The organism is Photorhabdus thracensis (assembly GCF_001010285.1).
Classification (GTDB): domain Bacteria; phylum Pseudomonadota; class Gammaproteobacteria; order Enterobacterales; family Enterobacteriaceae; genus Photorhabdus; species Photorhabdus temperata.
Map to the genome: position 1 here is coordinate 1,079,717 of NZ_CP011104.1, position 22,292 is coordinate 1,102,008.

At 44.7% G+C, this 22,292-nt stretch carries 19 protein-coding genes and 2 pseudogenes; 4 read left to right on the top strand and 17 right to left on the bottom strand.

Annotated features, from left to right (window positions below):
- Positions 1-2: 2 nt before the first annotated feature.
- From VY86_RS23970 to VY86_RS24500, 4 genes and pseudogenes are all read left to right on the top strand, one after another.
- Positions 3-466 (top strand): annotated as a pseudogene (locus tag VY86_RS23970) (IS982 family transposase); the annotation flags it as partial.
- 94 nt (positions 467-560) lie between these two features.
- Positions 561-1,370: a group II intron reverse transcriptase/maturase gene (gene ltrA, locus VY86_RS04340; protein WP_238591664.1), complete on the top strand. Its 810-nt coding sequence runs from the start codon at positions 561-563 to the stop codon at positions 1,368-1,370.
- A 29-nt stretch (positions 1,371-1,399) separates the two neighbouring features.
- Positions 1,400-1,669, top strand: a complete 270-nt coding sequence (locus tag VY86_RS25645) for a group II intron maturase-specific domain-containing protein (protein ID WP_228940717.1) — start codon at positions 1,400-1,402, stop codon at positions 1,667-1,669.
- 73 nt (positions 1,670-1,742) lie between these two features.
- Positions 1,743-1,914: pseudogene (locus VY86_RS24500) on the top strand (IS982 family transposase); the annotation flags it as partial.
- 89 nt (positions 1,915-2,003) lie between these two features.
- Here the strand turns inward: VY86_RS24500 and tilS are convergent.
- The 17 genes from tilS to tsf form a co-directional block, all read right to left on the bottom strand.
- On the bottom strand, positions 2,004-3,332 hold the full coding sequence (gene tilS / locus VY86_RS04345; RefSeq protein WP_046974067.1) for a tRNA lysidine(34) synthetase TilS: 1,329 nt from the start codon (positions 3,330-3,332) through the stop codon (positions 2,004-2,006).
- A gap of 184 nt (positions 3,333-3,516) precedes the next feature.
- A complete protein-coding gene (gene accA / locus VY86_RS04350; protein WP_046974068.1) occupies positions 3,517-4,476 on the bottom strand; it encodes an acetyl-CoA carboxylase carboxyl transferase subunit alpha in 960 nt (319 codons plus the stop codon).
- Between the two features lie 12 nt (positions 4,477-4,488).
- The gene (dnaE, locus tag VY86_RS04355) at positions 4,489-7,971 is read right to left on the bottom strand and encodes a DNA polymerase III subunit alpha (protein WP_046974069.1); all 3,483 of its coding nucleotides are present in this window, start codon (positions 7,969-7,971) and stop codon (positions 4,489-4,491) included.
- Positions 7,972-8,028: 57 nt separating this feature from the next.
- On the bottom strand, positions 8,029-8,616 hold the full coding sequence (rnhB, locus tag VY86_RS04360) for a ribonuclease HII (protein WP_046974070.1): 588 nt from the start codon (positions 8,614-8,616) through the stop codon (positions 8,029-8,031).
- On the bottom strand, positions 8,616-9,800 hold the full coding sequence (gene lpxB, locus VY86_RS04365; RefSeq protein WP_046974071.1) for a lipid-A-disaccharide synthase: 1,185 nt from the start codon (positions 9,798-9,800) through the stop codon (positions 8,616-8,618). Before lpxB ends, rnhB begins: the two co-directional genes overlap by 1 nt.
- A gap of 4 nt (positions 9,801-9,804) precedes the next feature.
- The gene (gene lpxA / locus VY86_RS23975; protein ID WP_046974072.1) at positions 9,805-10,593 is read right to left on the bottom strand and encodes an acyl-ACP--UDP-N-acetylglucosamine O-acyltransferase; all 789 of its coding nucleotides are present in this window, start codon (positions 10,591-10,593) and stop codon (positions 9,805-9,807) included.
- A 3-nt stretch (positions 10,594-10,596) separates the two neighbouring features.
- The gene (gene fabZ / locus VY86_RS23980; RefSeq protein ID WP_021324819.1) at positions 10,597-11,049 is read right to left on the bottom strand and encodes a 3-hydroxyacyl-ACP dehydratase FabZ; all 453 of its coding nucleotides are present in this window, start codon (positions 11,047-11,049) and stop codon (positions 10,597-10,599) included.
- Between the two features lie 120 nt (positions 11,050-11,169).
- On the bottom strand, positions 11,170-12,198 hold the full coding sequence (gene lpxD / locus VY86_RS04380; protein WP_046974073.1) for a UDP-3-O-(3-hydroxymyristoyl)glucosamine N-acyltransferase: 1,029 nt from the start codon (positions 12,196-12,198) through the stop codon (positions 11,170-11,172).
- Positions 12,199-12,201: 3 nt separating this feature from the next.
- A complete protein-coding gene (skp, locus tag VY86_RS04385; protein WP_021324817.1) occupies positions 12,202-12,699 on the bottom strand; it encodes a molecular chaperone Skp in 498 nt (165 codons plus the stop codon).
- Positions 12,700-12,825: 126 nt separating this feature from the next.
- Positions 12,826-15,219: an outer membrane protein assembly factor BamA gene (gene bamA, locus VY86_RS04390; protein ID WP_046976708.1), complete on the bottom strand. Its 2,394-nt coding sequence runs from the start codon at positions 15,217-15,219 to the stop codon at positions 12,826-12,828.
- A gap of 34 nt (positions 15,220-15,253) precedes the next feature.
- Positions 15,254-16,609, bottom strand: coding sequence for a sigma E protease regulator RseP (rseP, locus tag VY86_RS04395; protein WP_082111177.1), 1,356 nt, complete (start codon positions 16,607-16,609; stop codon positions 15,254-15,256).
- Positions 16,610-16,638: 29 nt separating this feature from the next.
- Positions 16,639-17,487 (bottom strand): phosphatidate cytidylyltransferase, encoded by an 849-nt coding sequence (gene cdsA / locus VY86_RS04400; RefSeq protein ID WP_046974075.1) that lies wholly within the window; start codon positions 17,485-17,487, stop codon positions 16,639-16,641.
- Between the two features lie 9 nt (positions 17,488-17,496).
- Complete coding sequence (gene ispU, locus VY86_RS04405) at positions 17,497-18,258, bottom strand: (2E,6E)-farnesyl-diphosphate-specific ditrans,polycis-undecaprenyl-diphosphate synthase (RefSeq protein ID WP_046976709.1); 762 nt, start codon at positions 18,256-18,258, stop codon at positions 17,497-17,499.
- A gap of 217 nt (positions 18,259-18,475) precedes the next feature.
- The gene (ispC, locus tag VY86_RS04410) at positions 18,476-19,672 is read right to left on the bottom strand and encodes a 1-deoxy-D-xylulose-5-phosphate reductoisomerase (RefSeq protein WP_046974076.1); all 1,197 of its coding nucleotides are present in this window, start codon (positions 19,670-19,672) and stop codon (positions 18,476-18,478) included.
- A gap of 142 nt (positions 19,673-19,814) precedes the next feature.
- Positions 19,815-20,372 carry a ribosome recycling factor gene (frr, locus tag VY86_RS04415; RefSeq protein WP_046974077.1) on the bottom strand — a complete coding sequence of 186 codons (558 nt, stop codon included), beginning with the start codon at positions 20,370-20,372 and terminating at the stop codon, positions 19,815-19,817.
- A gap of 119 nt (positions 20,373-20,491) precedes the next feature.
- Positions 20,492-21,220, bottom strand: a complete 729-nt coding sequence (pyrH, locus tag VY86_RS04420; protein WP_046974078.1) for a UMP kinase — start codon at positions 21,218-21,220, stop codon at positions 20,492-20,494.
- A 148-nt stretch (positions 21,221-21,368) separates the two neighbouring features.
- Positions 21,369-22,226 (bottom strand): translation elongation factor Ts, encoded by an 858-nt coding sequence (tsf, locus tag VY86_RS04425; protein WP_046974079.1) that lies wholly within the window; start codon positions 22,224-22,226, stop codon positions 21,369-21,371.
- Positions 22,227-22,292: the final 66 nt, after the last annotated feature.

Below are 22,292 nucleotides of genomic sequence, written 5' to 3' on the forward strand. Positions count from 1 at the left end.
ATAACGATTTTCCAACCTTGCTCAGTTACTCCCATTTTGTCAGTGTGGCGCCTTCTGTTTTGGCTTCTCTGTGCAGCTGTCTGACACAATTAAAAGGGAAACCCACAGGAATAGCTTTTATTGATTCCACGAGCTTACGTGTTTGCCATAACATCCGTATTCCTCGTCATAAAGTTTTTGATGGCGTGGCACAACGAGGAAAAACCTCAATGGGATGGTTTCAAGCTACATTTGATTGTTAATCACCAAGGTGAAATCATATCGATTAAAGTGACGGCAGGTAATGTGGATGATCGAGAACCTGTTCGCGAATTAACGGGGGTCTCTTTACGGTGATAAAGGTTATCTAAGCCAGGAACTCGCAGATGATCCGGTCAAAACCGGCGTCACTTTTATCACGAAAAAGCGCTGTAACATGAAAGTTCGCCTACTTGCTGAGTGGGATAAGATACTGTCAGGCAGGAGGAGATACGGAGGTTAAGGCAAAACCGTTTGTCATTGAGAAAAGGGATGTGTATCGTGCCGGGTTATTGGTTAAAACCAATCAAGGTGCGGCAGGCGTGGAGGGTCAAACCCTCGCGGATTTTGAATCCAATCTGAAAGATAATCTGTACAAACTCTGGAACCGCTTATCATCGGGCAGTTATTATCTGCCCCCGGTGAAAGGTGTCGCTATTCCCAAGAAGTCGGGAGGTGAACGTCTGCTGGGTATTCCCACGGTTGCGGATCGCGTGGCGCAAATGGTGGTCAGGCTTCATTTCGAACCGCTTGTTGAGCCTCATTTTCTGCCGGATTCTTATGGCTACCGACCGAATAAATCGGCAATTGAAGCCATCAGAGTAACAAGGCAGCGATGCTGGCAGCAAGATTGGATATTGGAGTTCGATATCAAGGGCTTGTTTGACAATATTCCTCATGATTTACTCATGAAATCCGTGAGGAAACACACAAACAGACCGTGGATCTGTCTGTACATCGAACGCTGGCTAACTGCACCGATGAAATGCCATGGTGAGGTGTTATTCCGGGAGAAAGGCACCCCACAGGGAGGAGTTATCAGCCCGGTGCTGGCAAATCTGTTCCTGCATTATGTGTTCGACAAGTGGATGCAAAAGCATCATCCCCGGCTGAAGTGGTGTCGTTATGCTGATGATGGTCTGGTTCACTGTCAGAATGAAGCTCAGGCCAGAGAAATACGGAAAATACTGGAGCGACGTTTCAGTGAGTGTGGACTGGAACTGCACCCGGACAAAACCCGGATTGCCTACTGCAAGGATGGGGACCGAAAGGGCAGGTATGAACACATCAGTTTCGATTTCCTTGGATACACATTCAGGCCAAGATGGGTGAAGAACCGCAAAAGGCCATGAGATTCAAAATTCGCAAGTTGAGGATCCGAATGCGGACAGAACTGAACTTAACACAGATGGCAAACTGGCTAAATCCCATGATAAGTGGATGGTTGAGCTATTATGGTCAATTTTGTCGTTCAGAGCTGTATAAGGTATTCAGGCAACTCAACAAAGCATTAGTGCGCTGGGCCAGACGAAAGTACAAGGCACTGAGCAGGCATAAAACCCAGGCTTCAAAACGGCTTCAAAGGATTGCAAAGCAGCATCAGGGGTTGTTTGCCCATTGGCGGGCAGGAATGACAGGCACGTTTGCTTGATGGGAGCGGTATGAGTCGAGAGGCTCACGTACCGTTCTGCGAGAGGCTGCGGGGGCAGTTCCCGCGGTCTACTCAACCGATTAACGGACAATTAAAAACGATTTCTCAGAGAGAACATTCACACCACCGGAGTATAAACGGATTTCTGTTAACGGTCTTAGGGCCTGATTGCTTACTGTCTCAAATTGAAGAAACCGTCACTGAATGTTTCTTACTCGGAAGATGATTTCTCAGTGACAGCTTAAACAGAATTCGGGTTAATTAAAACAAAGCACCGGGTAAAAAACCAGCACTTTGTCAATAATCTGAGCCGCCTATGGCGGCTTATAACGCTTTATTTTAACAACGTTTTATTCCAGTTAATTGTCAATATTCTCTGCCCTTCTGCCGCTTCGCTTTCTTTGGTGATAAAAATACCTAATGCAGCTATTAGTTGTTCATTGTAATAAAGCAATGGAATTCGCTCTCTAAGCCATGGAGCAACCCCAAACTCCTGCCACAATTTTTTACTGTGCCGAGAGTGTTGACGACCCACAATACTCATCATTCCCTGAACACCAAAGCGGATAGTCACCCGCTCATTATTAGCCGGGGCCCTTACTTGAATACCACGATCAGAAATATTCAGTTCTCCCAGGCGATCCGGTAATACCAACGGATTACAAATATCCCACTCAAGAATAGTGTCTCTCAAAGATTGCAATTGAGGAACCAACCAAAGTTTTTGCTTATAACGCCGTACATTATATTGACCAAATTGTAGCTGGGGCTCAGCATCAGTGCGAGCAAGAGCCACCTCATACCAAAGCCTGTGAAGCTGCTCCCGTGAGGGCATTTTCATGTCATGGTAACTAAACCAACGGCGTAACAAAGCATTTCGTTTAGCTTCCGAGCACACTTCCAAAGGTGAAATACCTAAAGCGCCATCCTGAGTTACTAGCTCTTTCAGAGATTCATTCAACAACTCATCCAGAAGCTGCTCCTGCTCACCACATAAACTTGCGCTACGAGCAACAGATTGTGGGAAATGCGGCCAGCGTTGATTCAGTAACGGCATAACATGTAAGCGCAGAAAATTCCTGTCATAACGATCATCCTGATTACTGTCGTCTTCGATCCAACTCAGACGATGTTCACTGGCATATATTTCCAACTCACTCCGGCTATAACCAAGCAGTGGGCGAAACAATAATGTATCAGCAAACTCGGCAACCGGAGGCATAGAAGCAAGGCCAGCCGGACCGCTACCACGCTTTAGTGCCAGCAAAAAAGTCTCCGCCTGATCATCAAGATGTTGAGCAGTTACCAAAATTTCATCTTTTTGTAATTCACACTCGAACATCTGATATCTGGCATCACGGGCAGCAGCTTCAATGCCCTTTTCACGGGCATCTATCGTTACTCTTTCAAAACAAAATTCCACTTGCCAGTCATCACAGATCTGTTGACAATATTCAACCCATTGATCTGCTTTTGGATTTAAACCGTGGTGAATATGCATTGCCCTCAGCTGAACTTCCTGATTGTGCTGATTACGCCAATCGACTAACAAATGCAGCAAAACTGAAGAATCAAGACCACCACTGAATCCAACCAGGATTTTCTTATGTTCACCAAACTGTTTAGCTAAAGTGAAAAATAGTCGCTCATCAATTTTTGTCATTACAGACTCAAGAGTTCCTTAATTTGCAACAATCATGAATTCATTATCATCTGCGTCATTAAACTAAGAACCACTGCTCCCCAGATAATATTTTCTACTACTTCGAAACAGTAAAGGATGGACGTGGCTGAAATTTATCAATTCCAGTCACGTCCATCCTTTACTTAAGCAATTAGTTCAGATCTCAACAATAACCATATTGCATCAGGCGCTGATAACGACGGTTCACCAATTCTTCAGGTGCCAAATGATCAAGAGCTGCCAGATCAGCCAATAACTGAGCTTTTAGTGATGCTGATATTGCTTCGTAATTACGATGCGCACCACCTAATGGCTCTGGGATCACGGTATCGATTAATTCCAGCTCTTTTAAGCGAGGAGCAATGATCCCCATTGCTTCTGCCGCCAGAGGCGCTTTTTCCGCACTTTTCCACAGAATTGAAGCACAGCCTTCCGGGGAGATAACAGAATAAGTACTGTATTGCAGCATATTCACTTTATCACCGACACCGATTGCCAGCGCACCACCGGAACCGCCTTCACCAATCACGGTACAAATAACAGGCACAGACAAACGGGACATTTCACGCAAATTGCGGGCAATAGCCTCAGACTGACCACGCTCTTCCGCGCCAACGCCAGGATATGCGCCAGGAGTATCAATGAAAGTGATAATTGGCAGTTTAAAACGTTCCGCCATTTCCATCAGACGCAGAGCCTTACGATAGCCTTCCGGCGCTGGCATACCAAAATTACGGCGGATTTTTTCTTTTGTTTCACGGCCTTTTTGATGACCAATAATCATCACCGGACGCCCATCAATACGAGCTAAACCACCAACAATTGCTTTGTCATCAGCGTAAGCGCGATCACCCGCCAGCTCTTCAAAATCAGTAAAAATATGCTGAATATAGTCCAATGTATAAGGACGGCGTGGATGACGGGCAAGTTGAGCAATTTGCCAAGCACCTAAATCTGAAAAGATTTTGCGAGTCAATTCCAGACTTTTTTCCCGCAAACGTTGTACTTCTTCATCCAGATTTATATCTAATTTTTCATCTTGACGGCTAACTGCGGTTAGCGAATCAATTTTCGCTTCCAGCTCGGCAATCGGCTGTTCAAATTCAAGAAAATTCAGACTCATAACATTCCTATTTTAGTCAAATTCTAATTCTACCTGCTCATTACCCAGCAGAGTTCGCAAATCTGTCAGAAGGTTATCCGTTGGCGTTACCCTCCATGTCGCGCCAAATCTTAAACGGGCGCGGGCGTCTTCCCTCTGGTAATAAAGATGAACCGGTATCGTTCCAGAACGATGTGGTTCCAAGGCACCACGAAGACGATTCAACAATTGATCATCAATTTGCCTGTCTAACAGCGAGATAGCAAGCCCACGCGCATATTTTTCACGCGCTTCACTAATATCCATTAATTCACGGGCTGTCATTTTAAGACCACCGTTGAAGTCATCAAAACTGACCTGCCCCGTAGCTATCAATATCCGGTCCTGTTCCAACAAATGCCGGTATTTCTCCAGGGCATCGGAAAATAGCATGACTTCCAGACGTCCTGAACGGTCGTCCAATGTACAAATACCAATCCGGTTACCCCGTTTAGTTATAATCACTTTGGACGCCAGCACTAAACCTATCACAGTCGTTACTTGACCACGCGGTGTCGGATTCACATCTTTTAACCGTAATCCATTAGTATAGCGCTCAATTTCTTTTAAATAACGTGTGATTGGGTGCCCAGTTAAATAGAGCCCCAACGTTTCCCGTTCACCATCAAGGACAACCTGTTCCGGCCATTGAGCAATATTGGCATAAGAACGTTCAACTTCTTCCGGCGCGTCAGCTAATACACCAAACATATCAGTCTGACCAATAGCTTCTGCTTTAGCGTGTTGATCTGCCGCTTTCAGGGCATCTTCCAGAGAGGACATCAGTGCCGCACGGTGCGGCCCCAGACGGTCAAACGCCCCTGACATGATCAGCTTTTCCATCACCCGACGATTTAATTTCTTAGTGTCAACGCGAGCACATAAATCAAACAGTTCTCTAAAATAGCCGCCTTTCTGACGAGCTTCGATGATCGCTTCAATCGGCCCCTCACCTACCCCTTTAATTGCTCCGATACCATATACGATCTCCCCGTCATCATTAACATGGAAATGGTACAGGCCGCTATTAATATCAGGTGGTAATATTTTCAGCCCCATGCGCCAGCATTCATCAATCAGCCCAACGACTTTTTCTGTATTATCCATATCAGCAGTCATTACCGCAGCCATAAATTCAGCCGGATAATGTGCTTTCAACCATAAAGTCTGATAAGAGACCAATGCATACGCAGCGGAGTGAGATTTGTTAAATCCATAACCAGCAAATTTCTCTACCAGGTCAAAGATTTTCATTGATAGTTCGCCATCAATGCCGAGTTTTTTGGCTCCATCCTCAAATACGGAACGCTGCTTCGCCATCTCCTCCGGCTTTTTCTTGCCCATTGCCCGTCGGAGCATATCTGCACCACCGAGAGTATATCCCGCCAGCACCTGAGCAATCTGCATCACTTGTTCCTGATAAAGGATAATGCCGTAGGTTGGCTCCAAAACAGGTTGTAAAGATTCGTGCTGCCATTGTACATCTGGGTATGAAATCTCTTCCCGACCATGTTTGCGGTCAATGAAGTTGTCCACCATGCCTGATTGCAAAGGGCCTGGGCGAAACAGTGCCACAAGCGCAATCATATCTTCGAAACAGTCGGGACGCAGGCGTTTGATAAGATCCTTCATACCACGGGATTCGAGCTGGAATACCGCTGTTGTTTCAGCGCGTTGCAGCATATCGAAGCTCTTGGCGTCGTTCAGCGGAATCGCTGCGATATCAATTGGGTCTAGATCTTTCTTCGCTCTGCGTGCGTTGATCATTTCCAACGCCCAATTGATGATAGTCAACGTCCTCAGTCCGAGGAAGTCGAATTTCACCAACCCAGCATATTCCACATCGTTTTTATCAAACTGAGTAACCGGGTTCAAACCTTCCGGGTCACAGTAGAGAGGCGCGAAATCCGTGATCTTAGTTGGGGCGATAACGACCCCTCCGGCGTGTTTCCCCGCGTTACGGGTAACACCTTCCAGTTTACGCGCCATATCTATCAGCGCTTTAACTTCCTCATCCGCTTCATAAATTTCAGGAAGTTGTGGCTCTGCGATAAATGCCTTTTCCAGTGTCATACCGGGATCAAGCGGTATCAATTTAGAAATTCTGTCAACAAACCCGTATGGATGCCCCAGCACGCGGCCAACATCCCGGATGACGGCTTTCGCTGCCATCGTACCGAATGTGATGATCTGAGATACAGCATCACGACCATATATATCAGCCACATGATCAATCACCAGATCACGTTTTTCCATACAGAAATCGACGTCAAAATCAGGCATGGAAACACGTTCAGGATTAAGGAACCGTTCAAACAGCAAATCAAATTCCAAAGGATCGAGATCAGTTATTTTCAGAGCATAAGCCACCAAAGAACCGGCACCAGATCCACGCCCTGGACCAACAGGAACACCATTGTCTTTCGACCACTGAATAAATTCCATCACGATCAGGAAGTAGCCGGGGAATCCCATCTGGTTGATAACCCGAAGTTCAACATCAAGTCGCTCATCATATTCAGGACGCTTTTCTGCCCGTACTTCAGGATCCGGGTAGAGAAATGCCAAACGCTCTTCTAACCCTTGTTTAGATCTATCGACCAGATAATCTTCAGTGCTCATTTCTCCCGTCGGGAATTGCGGCAGGAAATACTCACCAAGGCGGATAGTGACATTACAACGCTTAGCAATTTCTACACTGTTTTCCAGCGCTTCGGGAATATCAGCGAATAGTTCACACATCTCCTGTTCACTACGTAGATATTGCTGAGGACTGTAATTTTTCGGGCGTTTTGGATCAGCTAATGTATAGCCATCATGAATCGCCACGCGGATCTCATGAGCATCAAAATCTTCACTGTCGATGAAACACACATCATTAGTCGCAACAACAGGCAAGTTCTTTTCTGTCGCCAGTGCAACCGCTGCATGAAGATAACTTTCTTCATCTGCACGGCCAGTACGAATTAGCTCCAGATAATAACAATCGGGGAAATGCTCCTGATAAAACTCAAGGCATTGGTCTACCATAACCTGATTACCACGTAACAGGAATTTGCCAACATCTCCCATACGGCCACCAGAGAGCAGGATCAACCCTTCTTTATGGTTTATCAGCCATTCCTGTTTAATTGTCGGGCCAACAGTACCATATCCCTTCTGATAAGCCTCTGATATCAGTAACGTCAGGTTATGATAGCCAGTATTATTGCGCGCAAGAATGGTCAGGTTAGCGTACTCATCACCGAGCAACTCGCTTTCCATATAGAAATCAGCACCAATAATCGGTTTTATTCCCGCCCCATGAGCACTGCCGTAAAATCTCACCAGCCCACACAGGTTAGTAAAATCAGTGATCGCAAAAGCTGGCATACCTAATTGAGCAACCTTTTTCACTAAAGGGCTGGTTTTGGCTAAGCCATCAATCATTGAATAGTCGCTGTGGACACGTAAGTGTACAAAACGGGGTTCGGCCATGTGTTTGTCCAGATGATATTGATTTGAAGAATAGCTGTATTCAGTCAACAAGTTAACTTACAGGCCAATTGCTCTTTTAACCGGCGCAAAGCTTTTACGATGATGTTTTGTCGCTCCCAACAGAGCCAGCTTTTCTAAATGAAATGCCGTTGGGTAGCCTTTATGTTTAGCAAATCCATATTCAGGAAATAATTGGTCAAGTTCAGCCATTTCCCGATCTCTAGTCACTTTCGCCACGATAGAAGCCGCACTGATTTCAGCGACCAGCCCATCGCCTTTTATCACCGCTTGTGCAGGCATTGACAATTTAGGGCAACGATTACCATCAATCAGCACATATTCAGGCGAAATAGACAAGCCAGCCACAGCCCTTTGCATCGCAAGCATCGTTGCGTGCAAGATATTCAGTTGATCAATTTCTTCTGGCTCTGCGCGCCCCAGGCTCCAACACAACGCTTTTTCTGTAATCTCCAGATACAATGCTTCACGGCGTTTCTCACTGAGTTTTTTAGAATCAGCCAGCCCGGCGATCGGCTTGGATGGATCTAAAATAACAGCCGCGGTCACAACTGCGCCTACTAATGGGCCTCGGCCAACTTCATCAACTCCGGCAATCAGATTTGCCTGAGGATATATAAATTCCATCATTTTCCTGCTAATTCCAGCACAGCTTGTGCAGCTTGTTCATCAGCATTACAGCGGATGCTTTCGTGCAGATGTAAAAATGTCTGTTTCAATGCTTCAACTTTTTCACTACCTTGCAGTAATGACAACAATTCATCTGCAAGTTTCTGCGGCTGACACTTTTCCTGCAATAATTCTTTAACCAGCTCTTTAGCAGATAGCAAGTTCGGCAATGAAACATAAGGTGTTTTTACAAGACGTTTTGCCAGCCAGAAAGTAAAGGGTTTCATCCGGTAACCTACGACCATCGGGCATTTTGCCAGCATACATTCCAGAGCAGCCGTGCCAGATGCCAAAAGTGCAGCATCACTTGCGATCATAATTTCACGCGCTTTGCCATCCACAAGGTGGACATTCAGATCTGGCGTAGTTTCCTGTTTGATTCGCTCGAATTGTTCACGCCGTTTAGCATTCACTAACGGCACAAACACATACAAATCTGGCATTTTTTGCCGCAATAACTGAGCAGTTTTAAGAAAATCAGCACCCAGCATCTCAACTTCAGAATGGCGGCTCCCTGGCAACAAAGCCAGACAAACGGCCTCTTGCGGGATACCTAATAGCTCACGTGCTGCCGCTTTATCCGGCTGTAACGGCATGGCATCCGCCATTGTATGCCCAATAAACCGGCAAGGAACATTAAACTTATCGTAAAACGCTTTTTCAAAAGGTAAGAAGGCCAGAACCATATCTGTGGCTTTACCAATTTTGAAAACGCGCTTTTGACGCCAGGCCCATACCGACGGGCTGACATAATGAATAGTACGGATGCCCTGCTGTTTTAACCGGCCTTCCAATGTAATATTGAAATCCGGCGCATCAATGCCCACAAACACATCAGGTTTCAGCTCTGTGAAACGGGTTGTCAGATCCTTACGGATTTTCAGCAAACGAGGAAGACGTTCAAGAACTTCGACAACCCCCATTACCGCCAGCTCTTCCATCTCATACCAGGCTTCACAACCTTCAGCCTGCATAAGAGGACCCGCAACACCAACAAAACAGGCATTGGGTATTTTGGCTTTTAATGCACGGATTAAACCTGCTCCAAGGATATCACCGGAGGTTTCTCCGGCGACTAATCCAATCGTCAGCGGGTGTAGACTATCAATAGAAGAAATGGTAGCCAAAGGAGTATCCTTCATCTACTTAACGGATAATGCCACGGGTAGAATTTGCCAGAAAATCGCTGAAGATTTTTACATGCTGATTATCTTCAGCCAACTTAGCAATTTCCTGCTGTGCTTCTTCTAAAGTTTTCCCGTTACGATACAATAACTTGTATGCATTTCTAATTAAATGTAATGAATCTTTATCAAAGCCACGACGTTTCAAACCTTCAATATTAATGCCAAAAGGTGTTGCATGATTACCCTGAGCAATAACATATGGAGGAATATCCTGTACCACACCGGAGCAACCACCCACCATAGCATGAGAGCCAATTTGACAAAACTGATGAATCGCGCTCATACCACCGATGATGACATAATCTCCCAGAATAACATGCCCTCCCAAAGTACCATTATTAGCAATGACACAACGATCACCGATAATACAGTCATGAGCGATATGAGCATTAATCATCAACAAATTATCATTGCCGATTTTAGTTAAACCACCACCTTGCTCAGTTCCACGATGAATGGTCACACTTTCGCGGATACGGTTACGATCACCAATTTCAACTCTGGTTGGTTCACCGTGATATTTCAGGTCCTGATTCATTTCCCCAATTGAGGCAAACTGAAAAATCTGATTATCACGGCCGATTTTAGTTATTCCATTGACAACAACATGAGATTTCAACTCTGTACCTTCGCCAATTTCAACCTGAGAACCAATGCAACAAAATGGGCCAATACGAACATTGGCATCAATAACCGCGCCATCTTCTACAATAGCGCTAGGATGTATATAAGCGGTTTCATCAATCATAGACTAGACCTCACGACGGCGAGCGCACATCATTTCTGCTTCGCAAACCACTTCTCCATCGACTTTTGCTACGCCTCTACAACGAGCAACCCCTCGACGCTCTTTAATAAATTCAACTTCTAAAATCATTTGGTCCCCAGGCACTACCGGGCGTTTAAAACGGGCACCATCAATAGCAGCAAAATAATAGAGTTCATTTGGCTCCAGTTTACCTACACTCTTAAATGCCAGAATTCCGGTGGCCTGTGCCATAGCTTCAAGGATCAGAACACCAGGGAAGATAGGTTTGCCTGGAAAATGCCCCTGAAAGAAGGGTTCGTTAAAAGATACATTTTTAACTGCACGTAGGAATTTACCTTCCTCAAAATCAAGAACGCGATCCACCAATAAAAACGGATAACGATGCGGAAGCAGATCTAAAATTTCTTCAATGTGCAGAGTATGATTATCACTCATCTAAATACTCTTCCTGTCTAAAAAGGACTAATTGTATTAACGACACGGCCCGCTTAAACCCTAAATCCAGAGTTCCCAGGCAGGCCGCAAAAATAAAACACAACCAAAAATATAGTGCAATTACTCTTTTTTGCCTTCCAGCTTACTCTCCAGTGACTTAAGACGTTTATTCATTTCATTGATATTCATGACTAAAGCTGCTGTCTTACGCCAAACTTTATTTGGTTGTAATGGAATGCCAGAGGAGTATACACCAGGTTCAGTGATTGGGCGCATCACCATACTCATCCCCGTGACTGTTACCTTATCACAGATTTCCATATGCCCATTAATGACACTGGCACCACCAATCATACAATAACGACCAATTTTCAGACTACCAGCCATGATCACACCGCCAGCAACTGCTGTGTTATCACCAATGATAACATTATGGGCAATCTGACACTGGTTATCGATAATGACGCCATTACCGATAATGGTATTGTCCAAAGCACCCCGATCGATAGTTGTGCAGGCGCCAATCTCAACCCGGTCACCAATAATGACTGAACCTAATTGAGGGATTTTAACCCAATTACCGCGATCATTCGCATAGCCAAAGCCATCAGATCCGATAACGGCCCCTGACTGAATCAAACACTGCTCACCAATTTCAATATCATGATAAACAGAGACATTTGCCCAAAGGCGGCTTCCCTCGCCAATATGCGTATTTTTGCCAATAAAGCAACCAGCACCGATCACAACATTGTCACCAAGAACAACGCCGGATTCGATAACAGCATTAGCGCCAACGGAAACATTATTACCCAGTATTGCCTGAGGTGAAATCACCGCAGAAGGGTGAATATCCTGTGCGGGAACCGGTGTTGTATCCATAATCTGGGCCATATAGGCATAGGCCAGATAAGGATTGGCAACAATCAATGCCGGAACATTACAATAAGGAAGATCTGACTCGCGGAGAACGACAGCGGCAGCCTGACATTCACCTAAACGTTCACGGTAACGGCTGTCAGACAAAAAAGTGATCTGTTCGTTATTAGCCGAATGCATTGGGGCAATACTGGTGATGACCACATCGCCATCACCATGTAATTGTGCATTCAACTGCTGAGCTAAATCAGCTAATCGAATTGAAGGCATCTATTATTTAACCTGTTTCAATACACTTGCCGTAATGTCTTTGCCAGATACTGAATAAGCAACAGCATTCGCATCAACCACAACGTCATAGCCTTCTTTACCTGCAACTACTTTGATTGCGTCCTGGATACGGCTCAGAATTTTATTGCGTTCTTCCATTTGGCGACGACGATTATCTTGCTCAAAAGCCTGGGCTTTTTTACCGAACTCTTCACGTTTAGCCATAACGTCTTTTTCCAGATTAGCGCGCTCGCTGGATTTCATGGTAGAACCATCACGCTGTAATTTCTGAATTTTGGTCTGCAAATCAGCTTCCATTCTTTGCAGCTCAGATGCGCGGCTTTTAAACTCATTTTCCAACTGTTTCGCAACAGCTTCACGGGCAGGCAACTGCTGGAAAATCTCACCGACATTTACAACGGCAATTTTGTCTGCTGCCTGAGCACCAGCAGAGAAAGCTAATGCAATACCGAGGCTTGCTGCACACAACAATTTCTTCACTATAAACTCCTTAAACCACGCTATCTGTAACATGTTGGAAAACTTCGTTAATGCCCTGAAACCAATGATTTCAAAGCTTGCTTTATCAATAATCTGTTTTATCAATAATAAGATAAAAACGCATTATCACCAGGTTTTACCAATATTAAATTGGAATTGTTCTGATCTATCACCTTCGTAGTCTTTGATCGGCTTAGCATAAGAGAACACCAGCGGTCCCAAAGGAGATATCCATTGCAATGCAATACCCGCTGAAACACGGATATTACCTGGTTTACTGTAATCAGGTATTCCTTTGGCTTTCATTACAGCAGAATCACTCCAGTCAGTATCCCAAACTGTACCTGAATCAATAAAGAATGAAGTTCGGACAGAATTCGAGTATTTACCATCAAGGAATGGCGTTGGTGTGATCAACTCAAGGCTGGCGACTGCCATTGCGTTCCCCCCCACAGCATCACGGGATGGGCTATTTTCCTTAGGACTCCCGTCCTTATTCAAGTAAATAGCCTTAGGACCGATATTGTTGGAACGGAAACCACGAACTGAACTGGCGCCACCTGCATAGAAGTTCTCATAGAATGGTAACTCTTTACCGCCGACCCCATCACCATAGCCTAAACGACCGCGCCCCAAAATCACCCAAGTACGCGCATCATTAATTGGGTAGTACGCAGACGTATCAAAAGTCACTTTATAGAATTCGTTATCCGAGCCAGGGATGGTTACTTTACCGTTCAGAGTCGATTTCACACCCGATGTTGGGAAGAAACCACGGTCAAGGTTGTTGTACGTCCAACCTACATTCAGAGAGAAATCATCCGCTTTAAAGTCAGCTTTACTTTCAAGACTTGGATTCTCACCCATAGACCTCAGATAACGCCACATTGCTGCCTGAGGGAGCATCTCGGATAGAGAGTTATGAATATAGCCCAACCCAAAACGTAAGGAGTTATTTTCATTAATCGGGAAACCAAGGAAACCATCTATACCATAGCTTTGGTTGGTATAACCGGACAAATCAGCATCATCAGCTCTGAAATCGTTATAGAATACCCGACCACCGAGACTCACCCCATTAACCGTAAAATAAGGATCAGTGAAAGAGACTTCTGCATAAGTTGAATAGTCATTCTTACTGGCATTAACCCCAACAGAGTTACCTGTTCCCAACCAGTTATCCTGCTGAGCACCAATCTGGAAACTGACGCCGCTCTCAGTACCGAAACCAATCCCAAAGTTCAGAGAACCAGTATTACGCTCTTTAACTTTATAAACGATATCTACCTGATCAGGGCTGCCGGGTATACGCTGAGTTTCAACATCTACAGTTTCGAAATAACCCAAGCGGTTAAGACGTTCTTTACCCAATTCAACCAGATCACTCCCCAGCCATGCTCCTTCCATCTGACGCATTTCACGACGCAAAACGGAATCTTTACTGGTGTCATTACCAGAGAAACGGATTTTACGAACATAGAAACGGTTACCTGCATCAATATTGACATGCAGTTTTACTGTTTTGTCCTGATCATTGATTTCAGGTTGAGTCATCACCCGTGGGTAAGCATAACCATAACGGCCAAGCAAATTTTTGATTTCACTTTCCATTTTAGTCACCTGAGTCCCGTTATACAGAGAACCAGGCTCAATGTTAGCCAGTTTAGTGATTTGTGACTGATAACCCGCCATATTACCGTTCAGGTCAATACCAGATATTTTGTATTGATCTCCCTCAGTAATATTCAACGTGACATAAATACCTTTTTTATCCGGCGTCAAACTGACCTGAGTCGAATCAATGTTAAAACGGGCATAACCGCGATCAAGATAAAAACTGCGCAACACTTCAAGGTCACCAGCCAGTTTTTGTTTCTGATATTTCTGATCAGCAGTCAGATTCCACCATGGCACATCATCTCTAAGTTGGAAACGATTCAATAACTCATCAGAAGAAAATGATTTGTTACCTACGATGTTAATCTGCTGAATTTTTGCCGAAACACCTTCAGCGAAAACCAGTTTTAAATCGACACGATTGCGTGGCAGTGGCGTAACAACCGCTTTTACACTGGCGTTGTATTTACCCACACTGTAATAGAAATCCTCCAACCCTTTTTCGATATTAGATAACATAGTGCGGTCAAGTGCTTCACCAACCCGAACACGAGATGCCTCAAGGTTCTGTTTCAGCATGTCATCTTTCACCGATTTATTGCCGGAGAAAGTAATGCTGGCAATAGTCGGCCGTTCTTTTACCTGAACAATAAGTGTATTGCCATCACGCAGGACACGAACGTCTTCAAAGTTACCAGTAGCAAATAGTGCATGAATGGTACGACCGATATCTTCATCGCTGACCGTATCACCTACGCGAACTGGCATGTTCAGTAATGCTGCACCTACGGCAACGCGTTGAAGACCTTCAAAGTGAATGTCCCGAACTACGAACCCGTCTGCACCGTACGCAGTGGCGCTGCCAAACAGCAGCGACGCTATGAGTAACTTTTTCATCGCCATCGTTGTAATGCGTCTTCCTAACCAGTCTTCCGCTTTAAAAGCGGGAGAAATCATTGAAAAGTGCAAGCCCCATCAATAACACCAATACTATGGCACCGATGCGATAGCTGAAGTCTTGTACACGCTCGGAAACCGGCCCACCTTTTATCTTTTCGATAATCAAGAAGAGCAAGTGTCCACCATCTAACACAGGTAATGGAACCAGGTTAATGATCCCAAGATTGACACTTATTAGCGCCAAAAACATCAAATAATACACCAAGCCTGAATCAGCCGACACCCCTGCCCCTTTGGCAATAGAGATAGGCCCACTCAAGTTGTTAACTTTCACATCACCAACGATTAGCTTACCCATCATATTGACAGTTAGCCGCATCAGCTGCCAGGTCTTGTCTCCTGCCTGATAAATGGCAGAGAAAGGCCCGTATTGCTGAACCATTTTATATTCGTCTGCTAATGGAATAACCCGCAGTTCCACACCGGCAAAGCCAACCTCCTTACCCCTGGCTTGCTGCCTTACTTCCGGCGTTATAGAAAGAGAAATAATATGACCAGCCCTATCCACTGAAAGTTCCAGTGGGACATTCGGATTATTACTGACAAAGGATGTAAAAGTATGCCAAGCATCTATTTCCTGACCATTAACTTTAACTATCCTATCCCCCTTTTGTAAACCGGCCTTTTCCGCTGCGGTACCAGGAGCCACATTCTCCAGCAGAGAATCCAAACGAGGGCTGACAGGCATAATCCCCAATGACAACACGGGATCCTGTTTATCGGGGTTAAAGCGCCATTGCCGCAAATCCAGAATTTTCTCTACCGGATGCGATGAACCTGGAGGTATGACCTGAACAGTCATGTTCTCATCACCTATCTTACTTATCAGAGCAAAACGAACTGAATTCCAGTCAGGCGTTTCGATACCATCTACAGATTTTAGTTCCATTCCTGATGAAATATTTGCTTGCGCAGCAATAGAATCTGGTTTGATATCTGCAACGACAGGGCGTATTGCCGGCACACCAAGAATAAACACCAACCAATAAACCACAACCGCCAGTAAAAAGTTAGCAATTGGCCCGGCACTGACAACCGCAGCACGCTGACCAATAGTTTTATTATTGAATGCCATATGACGGTGTTCAGGAGAAACAGGTGAAACACGCTCATCAAGCATTTTCACATAGCCCCCTAGTGGAATAAGGGCTATGACATATTCAGTTCCCTGACGATCCGTACGCCGCCATAGCGCTTTACCAAAACCAATGGAGAAACGTTCAACATGAATACCACACTTTCTGGCCACCCAAAAATGACCGAACTCATGCACAGTGATCAATATACCCAGCGCAATAATAAAAGCCGCCAGATTCCAGAGAATTCCCATCATATTCCTTTAAACGCCGTCAAACAGAGAAATCAAAATACCAACAATATCAGGCCGGCAAAGACAGGGATCGCCGCAGTCAGGCTATCGATACGATCCATCACACCGCCATGTCCCGGAATTAACTGACTGCTGTCTTTAATACCAGATTCACGTTTGAACATACTCTCAGTCAAATCACCAAATACAGAAGCGATAACGACAATGGCAGAACACAACATGAGTTTTTCAGGCATTACTGGTACTGGAGCATATTTACCAAATAACCATGAAATAATAGCCGCAGTTATTAAACCACCAACTAATCCTTCCAGCGTTTTCCCTGGCGAGACTTTTGGCGCCATTTTGTGTTTACCTAAAGTACGTCCGAATAGATAAGCACCAGAATCAGCTCCCCATACCAATAACATGACATACAGCAACCACCATGCACCGTGATATGAATTGTCATCATATCCCTGAGTCCGTAAGACCATCATTCCACAGTAAAACGGCACTAATGTCAGGACGCCAAACAAGAGGCGCAATAACATGGATTTCTTCCAGATTAAAGCGGAAGAGGGATAGGTAATCACCAGAAGAGTCGCAACGATCCACCAAATCATCCCCATCCACAGGATAAAGGTAATTTGCTGTTGTTTAATCAGATCAGTGAAATCTGGCAGAGTATACTGTAAGGCCAATAAACCGATAGCGAACAGAACAGCCAGAATAACCCGTTTCTTTTGGCTAAATAAGCTGGCGAATTGCCCCCATTCCCATGCAGCAAGGACTGAAACAGCTATAATAACCAGCCCGAAAGCGTCTGGCGGCAGCAAGAACAAAGCGGCAATCACAAGAGGGATTAATATCACAGCCGTTATAAGGCGGTACTTCAGCAAGAGCTCCTCCTATGATCCCACATCGGCATCGTCTGGTATTGTTCCGCCAAACCGGCGTTCTCTTTTCGCAAAGGCATTAATTGCACCTTCAAAAACGGTTTCATTAAAATCAGGCCAGAGTATATCGGTAAAATAGAATTCTGCATAAGCTATCTGCCATAACAGAAAATTACTGATACGATGTTCACCACCGGTTCTGATGACCAAATCAACTTGAGGTTGCTGGTTCAGATTAATGTAATTATTGACTAATTCCTCAGTAATATCCTGTGGTTCAAGGGAGTTATCCTTAATCTGCCGGGCAATTTTCTGAACACTTTGAACTATATCCCAACGACCACCATAATTTGCAGCAATATTAAGTTGCAGACCAGTATTATTAGCAGTCAACTTAACCGAGCGGCAGATACGCTCCTGTAAACGCTCACTGAACCGGCAGATATCACCAATAACAGATAATCTAATATTATGTTTATGTAAGCTTTTGATTTCGCTATCTAGTGCAAAAATAAACAACTCCATTAAAGAGCTGACTTCCTGCTCCGGCCGGTTCCAGTTTTCACTGCTGAAAGCGTACAGAGTCAACGACTCAATTTTGTGTTTAGCAGAGAAACTCACCGCACTCCGTACCGCCTTAATCCCTGCACGATGGCCAAAGACTCTTAATTTCCCACGTTTCTTTGCCCAACGGCCGTTACCATCCATAATAATGGCAACGTGTTTAGGTAATAATGACGACAAATCGTTCTGATGATGATCGCTGGATAATATCACTCAATTAATCCTTTACTGGTTAGGGTAATTCTTTTGCAAATTCAAGCATCCAAACATAAAAAAGCCGTGTCTTGTATCACGACTTGGGTAAGGATCTAATTATCTGAAAGAAAATCCTCCAAAATCTGAACTGTTAATTATACCAACCAACAGTTATACGAAAACTATACCATCAGGTAAAAATGCGAACAAATACCCATTTGCCAAAGCAATACTATCTAATAAATGAGCTGATAGTCTTTATAGCTGAATCTCTTGCGAGCTGATCAATCTGTAAGACTTCTTCAATGCTCTGAGGTTCCGGTAAATTTAATTTTTCTACAACCTGCCGGTTTATAATAGCAATATCTGTGAAAGAGATTCCATTTTGTAAAAAAACTTTAACGATTTCTTCATTCGCTGCATTCAGCACTGTAGTTGCAGCCTGACCTTCGTGGCAAGCTTCAATAGCCAGCTTCAAACAGGGATACCGTTCATAATCTGGCTTCGAAAAAGTCAGAGTGCCTAAAGAGCAAAAATCAAGAGGTTCAACACCGGAAGCAATACGATTTGGGTATGCCATTGCATAGGCAATCGGCGTACACATGTCCGGTGTTCCTAGTTGAGCGATAACGCTACCATCCTGATAACGGACCATTGAGTGAATGACAGACTGAGGATGGATCACCACTTCCATTTCCGCAGCAGATGCATTGAACAAACAACACGCCTCAATGTATTCCAGCCCTTTATTCATCATTGTCGCAGAATCTACAGAAATCTTGCGCCCCATCGACCAATTCGGGTGAGCGCAAGCCTGGTCCGGTGTCATAAAAGCCAACTGTTCCAAAGGGGTATGGCGAAAAGGCCCACCCGAACCTGTCAAAATGATATTAGCAACCCCGTGTTGTTTCAGATCCCCGTACCCAAGGTTCTGTTGTATTACCTCAGGTAAACTCTGGAAAATAGCGTTATGCTCGCTGTCAATGGGTAGCAATTGAGCATTATGCCTCACCACGGCATCCATAAAAAACCGGCCGCTGGTGATCAGGGATTCTTTATTCGCAAGTAAAATCTGTTTACCCGCCCGGATAGCAGACAGTGTTGGCAGTAAACCCGCAACACCGACAATCGCAGACATTACCTGATCAACATCATTCAAAGCAGCCAGATCACATGCAGCCTGTTCGCCGAAAAGTACTTCGGTCTTACAACCTTGTTCAATAAGCAGCTGTCTAAGCTCTTTTGCGGAAACTTCATCCGCCATCGCAGCATATTGAGGCTGAAATTCCAGACATTGTTCAGCCATAACCTGAACATTCTTCCCGGCGGCAAGCGCCGTTATTTCAAATTTATCAGGATGATTGCGAACTACAGCAAGTGTACTTTTGCCTATAGAACCTGTGGAACCAAGGATGGTCAACCTTTTCATACTGATACTCTGAATTGCTCTGTTTGATGTGTATTGATACTTGTCTGATTTGCCTGGCTATGAATGCCCATGACCTCAGAGAAATGCCGGATAAAAAATAGCGCCGCACGATAGCGACGCTTAATGTATCTCATGAAAGAGATTAGAACTCCATCAGTTCTTCTTCTTTCTTGGCTAAAGCTTCATCAACTTTTTTGATGAAATTATCGGTCAACTTCTGAATATCATCCTGTGCACGACGTTCATCATCTTCACTGATCTCTTTATCTTTCAGCAAAGCTTTGATTTTATCGTTAGCATCACGACGGATATTACGCACAGAAACACGCCCTTGTTCAGCTTCACCACGAACCACTTTAATCAGATCTTTACGACGTTCTTCTGTCAATGGGGGCAAAGGAACACGGATTGTTGTACCCGCAGAAGAGGGATTCAGACCTAAATCAGAAGCCATGATTGCCTTTTCAATCGCCGGAGTCATAGTACGATCAAATACCGTGATAGCCAGAGTACGTGCATCCTCAGCAATAACGTTAGCAATCTGACGCAGAGGTGTAGGCGCACCATAATACTCAACAGTGATACCGTCCAACAGACTTGGTGAAGCACGGCCAGTGCGAACCTTACTGATTTGGTTTTTAAGTGCTTCGACGCTTTTTTCCATACGGTCTTGTGCGTCTTTTTTGATTTCATTAATCACGTTACAAACCCTTGGGAACTGGTTGTTTTTCAAGCCATAAGTCATTATGACCATGTTTATTACATTTGACGTATCAGGCGACTAATCATACCGCCAAACATCTCGGGTGTCTCTGAACATTATTCGTGGAAAATCAGGGTACCTTCATTTTCACCCATTACCACACGACGCAGCGCACCCGGTTTATTCATATTAAATACACGAATTGGTAAGCTATGATCACGAGCCAGAGTAAATGCCGCCAAATCCATGACTTTTAATTCACGCTCTAATACCTGCTGATAAGACAGCCTATCGAACAATACCGCTTCCGCATCTTTAGCCGGATCAGCAGAGTAAACACCATCTACTTTAGTCGCTTTTAGCACAACATCTGCTTCAATCTCAATACCACGCAAACATGCTGCCGAATCTGTAGTAAAGAACGGATTGCCAGTACCCGCAGAGAAAATAACAACCCGACCATGACGTAACAAACTAATCGCTTCTGCCCAACTATAGTTATCGCAAACGCCATTTAAAGGAATGGCAGACATTAAACGGGCGTTCACATAGGCGCGGTGTAATGCATCCCGCATTGCCAGACCATTCATCACTGTTGCCAACATGCCCATGTGGTCGCCTACTACACGGTTCATTCCTGCTTCAGCCAAACCAGCACCACGAAACAGGTTACCCCCGCCAATGACGACACCGACTTGTATGCCTAACTCAACCAGTTCTTTGATCTCTTGAGCCATGCGGTCTAAGACGCTGGCATCTATACCAAAACCTTCTGCACCTTGCAGGGCTTCGCCGCTGAGCTTAAGCAGGATACGCTGATATACGGGTTTTGCATTGGTTGCCATGATGTTCTGTCCTAAAGCAGAAAAGTATATTGGGGATTTACATACATCCAGACCACTCTGACCAGATGCAAAAACTCAACGCCTACTGGAATAGACGGTTTAGATTAGATAAAACAGAACCGCCATTTGGCGGCTCTGTTTATAGAAATTAAGACTGTTTACTCATTGCAGCAACTTCTGCTGCGAAGTCAGCCTCAACTTTCTCAATACCTTCACCAACTTCATAACGGATGAAGTTGGTCACTTTAGCATTGTTCTCTTTCAGCAGATCGCCAACCGTTTTGCTTGGGTCCATCACGAAATGCTGACCAGTCAGAGAGATCTCGCCGGTGAATTTGTTCATACGGCCAGAAACCATTTTCTCTGCGATTTCGCGTGGCTTACCAGACTGCATTGCGATATCGAGCTGGATTTGGTGCTCACGCTCAACAACTTCAGCAGGTACATCACTTGGGTTAACATATTCTGGTTTGCTTGCGGCAATGTGCATAGCCACATGCTTAATCAGCTCTTCATTAGCACCTTCAGCTGCAACCAGAACACCGATACGCGCACCATGCAGGTAAGTACCCAGTTGTTCACTTTCTAATACAGAAACGCGACGAATGTTGATGTTTTCACCGATTTTAGCAACCAGTGTAGTACGCTGTTCTTCGAACTTAGCTTTCAGAATTTCAATGTCAGAGACTTTATCAGCCAATACTGCTGCCATCACTTCTTTACCGAAAGCGATGAAACCTGCATCTTTAGCAACGAAGTCAGTTTCACAGTTCAGCTCAACCAAAGCACCGAATTTACCATCAGCAGCCACTTCCACCAGGATGATACCTTCAGCAGCAACACGGCCAGCTTTCTTAGCCGCTTTCGCCTGACCTGATTTGCGCATGTTGTCAATGGCTAACTCGATGTCGCCATTCGCTTCAACCAGCGCTTTTTTACATTCCATCATACCTGCGCCAGTACGCTCACGCAGTTCTTTTACCAAAGCAGCGGTAATTCCAGACATTTGTTTTATTCCTCGATGTATCCCGCAGGAAGATAATATTCCACATGGATAGTTCTTATATCAGAT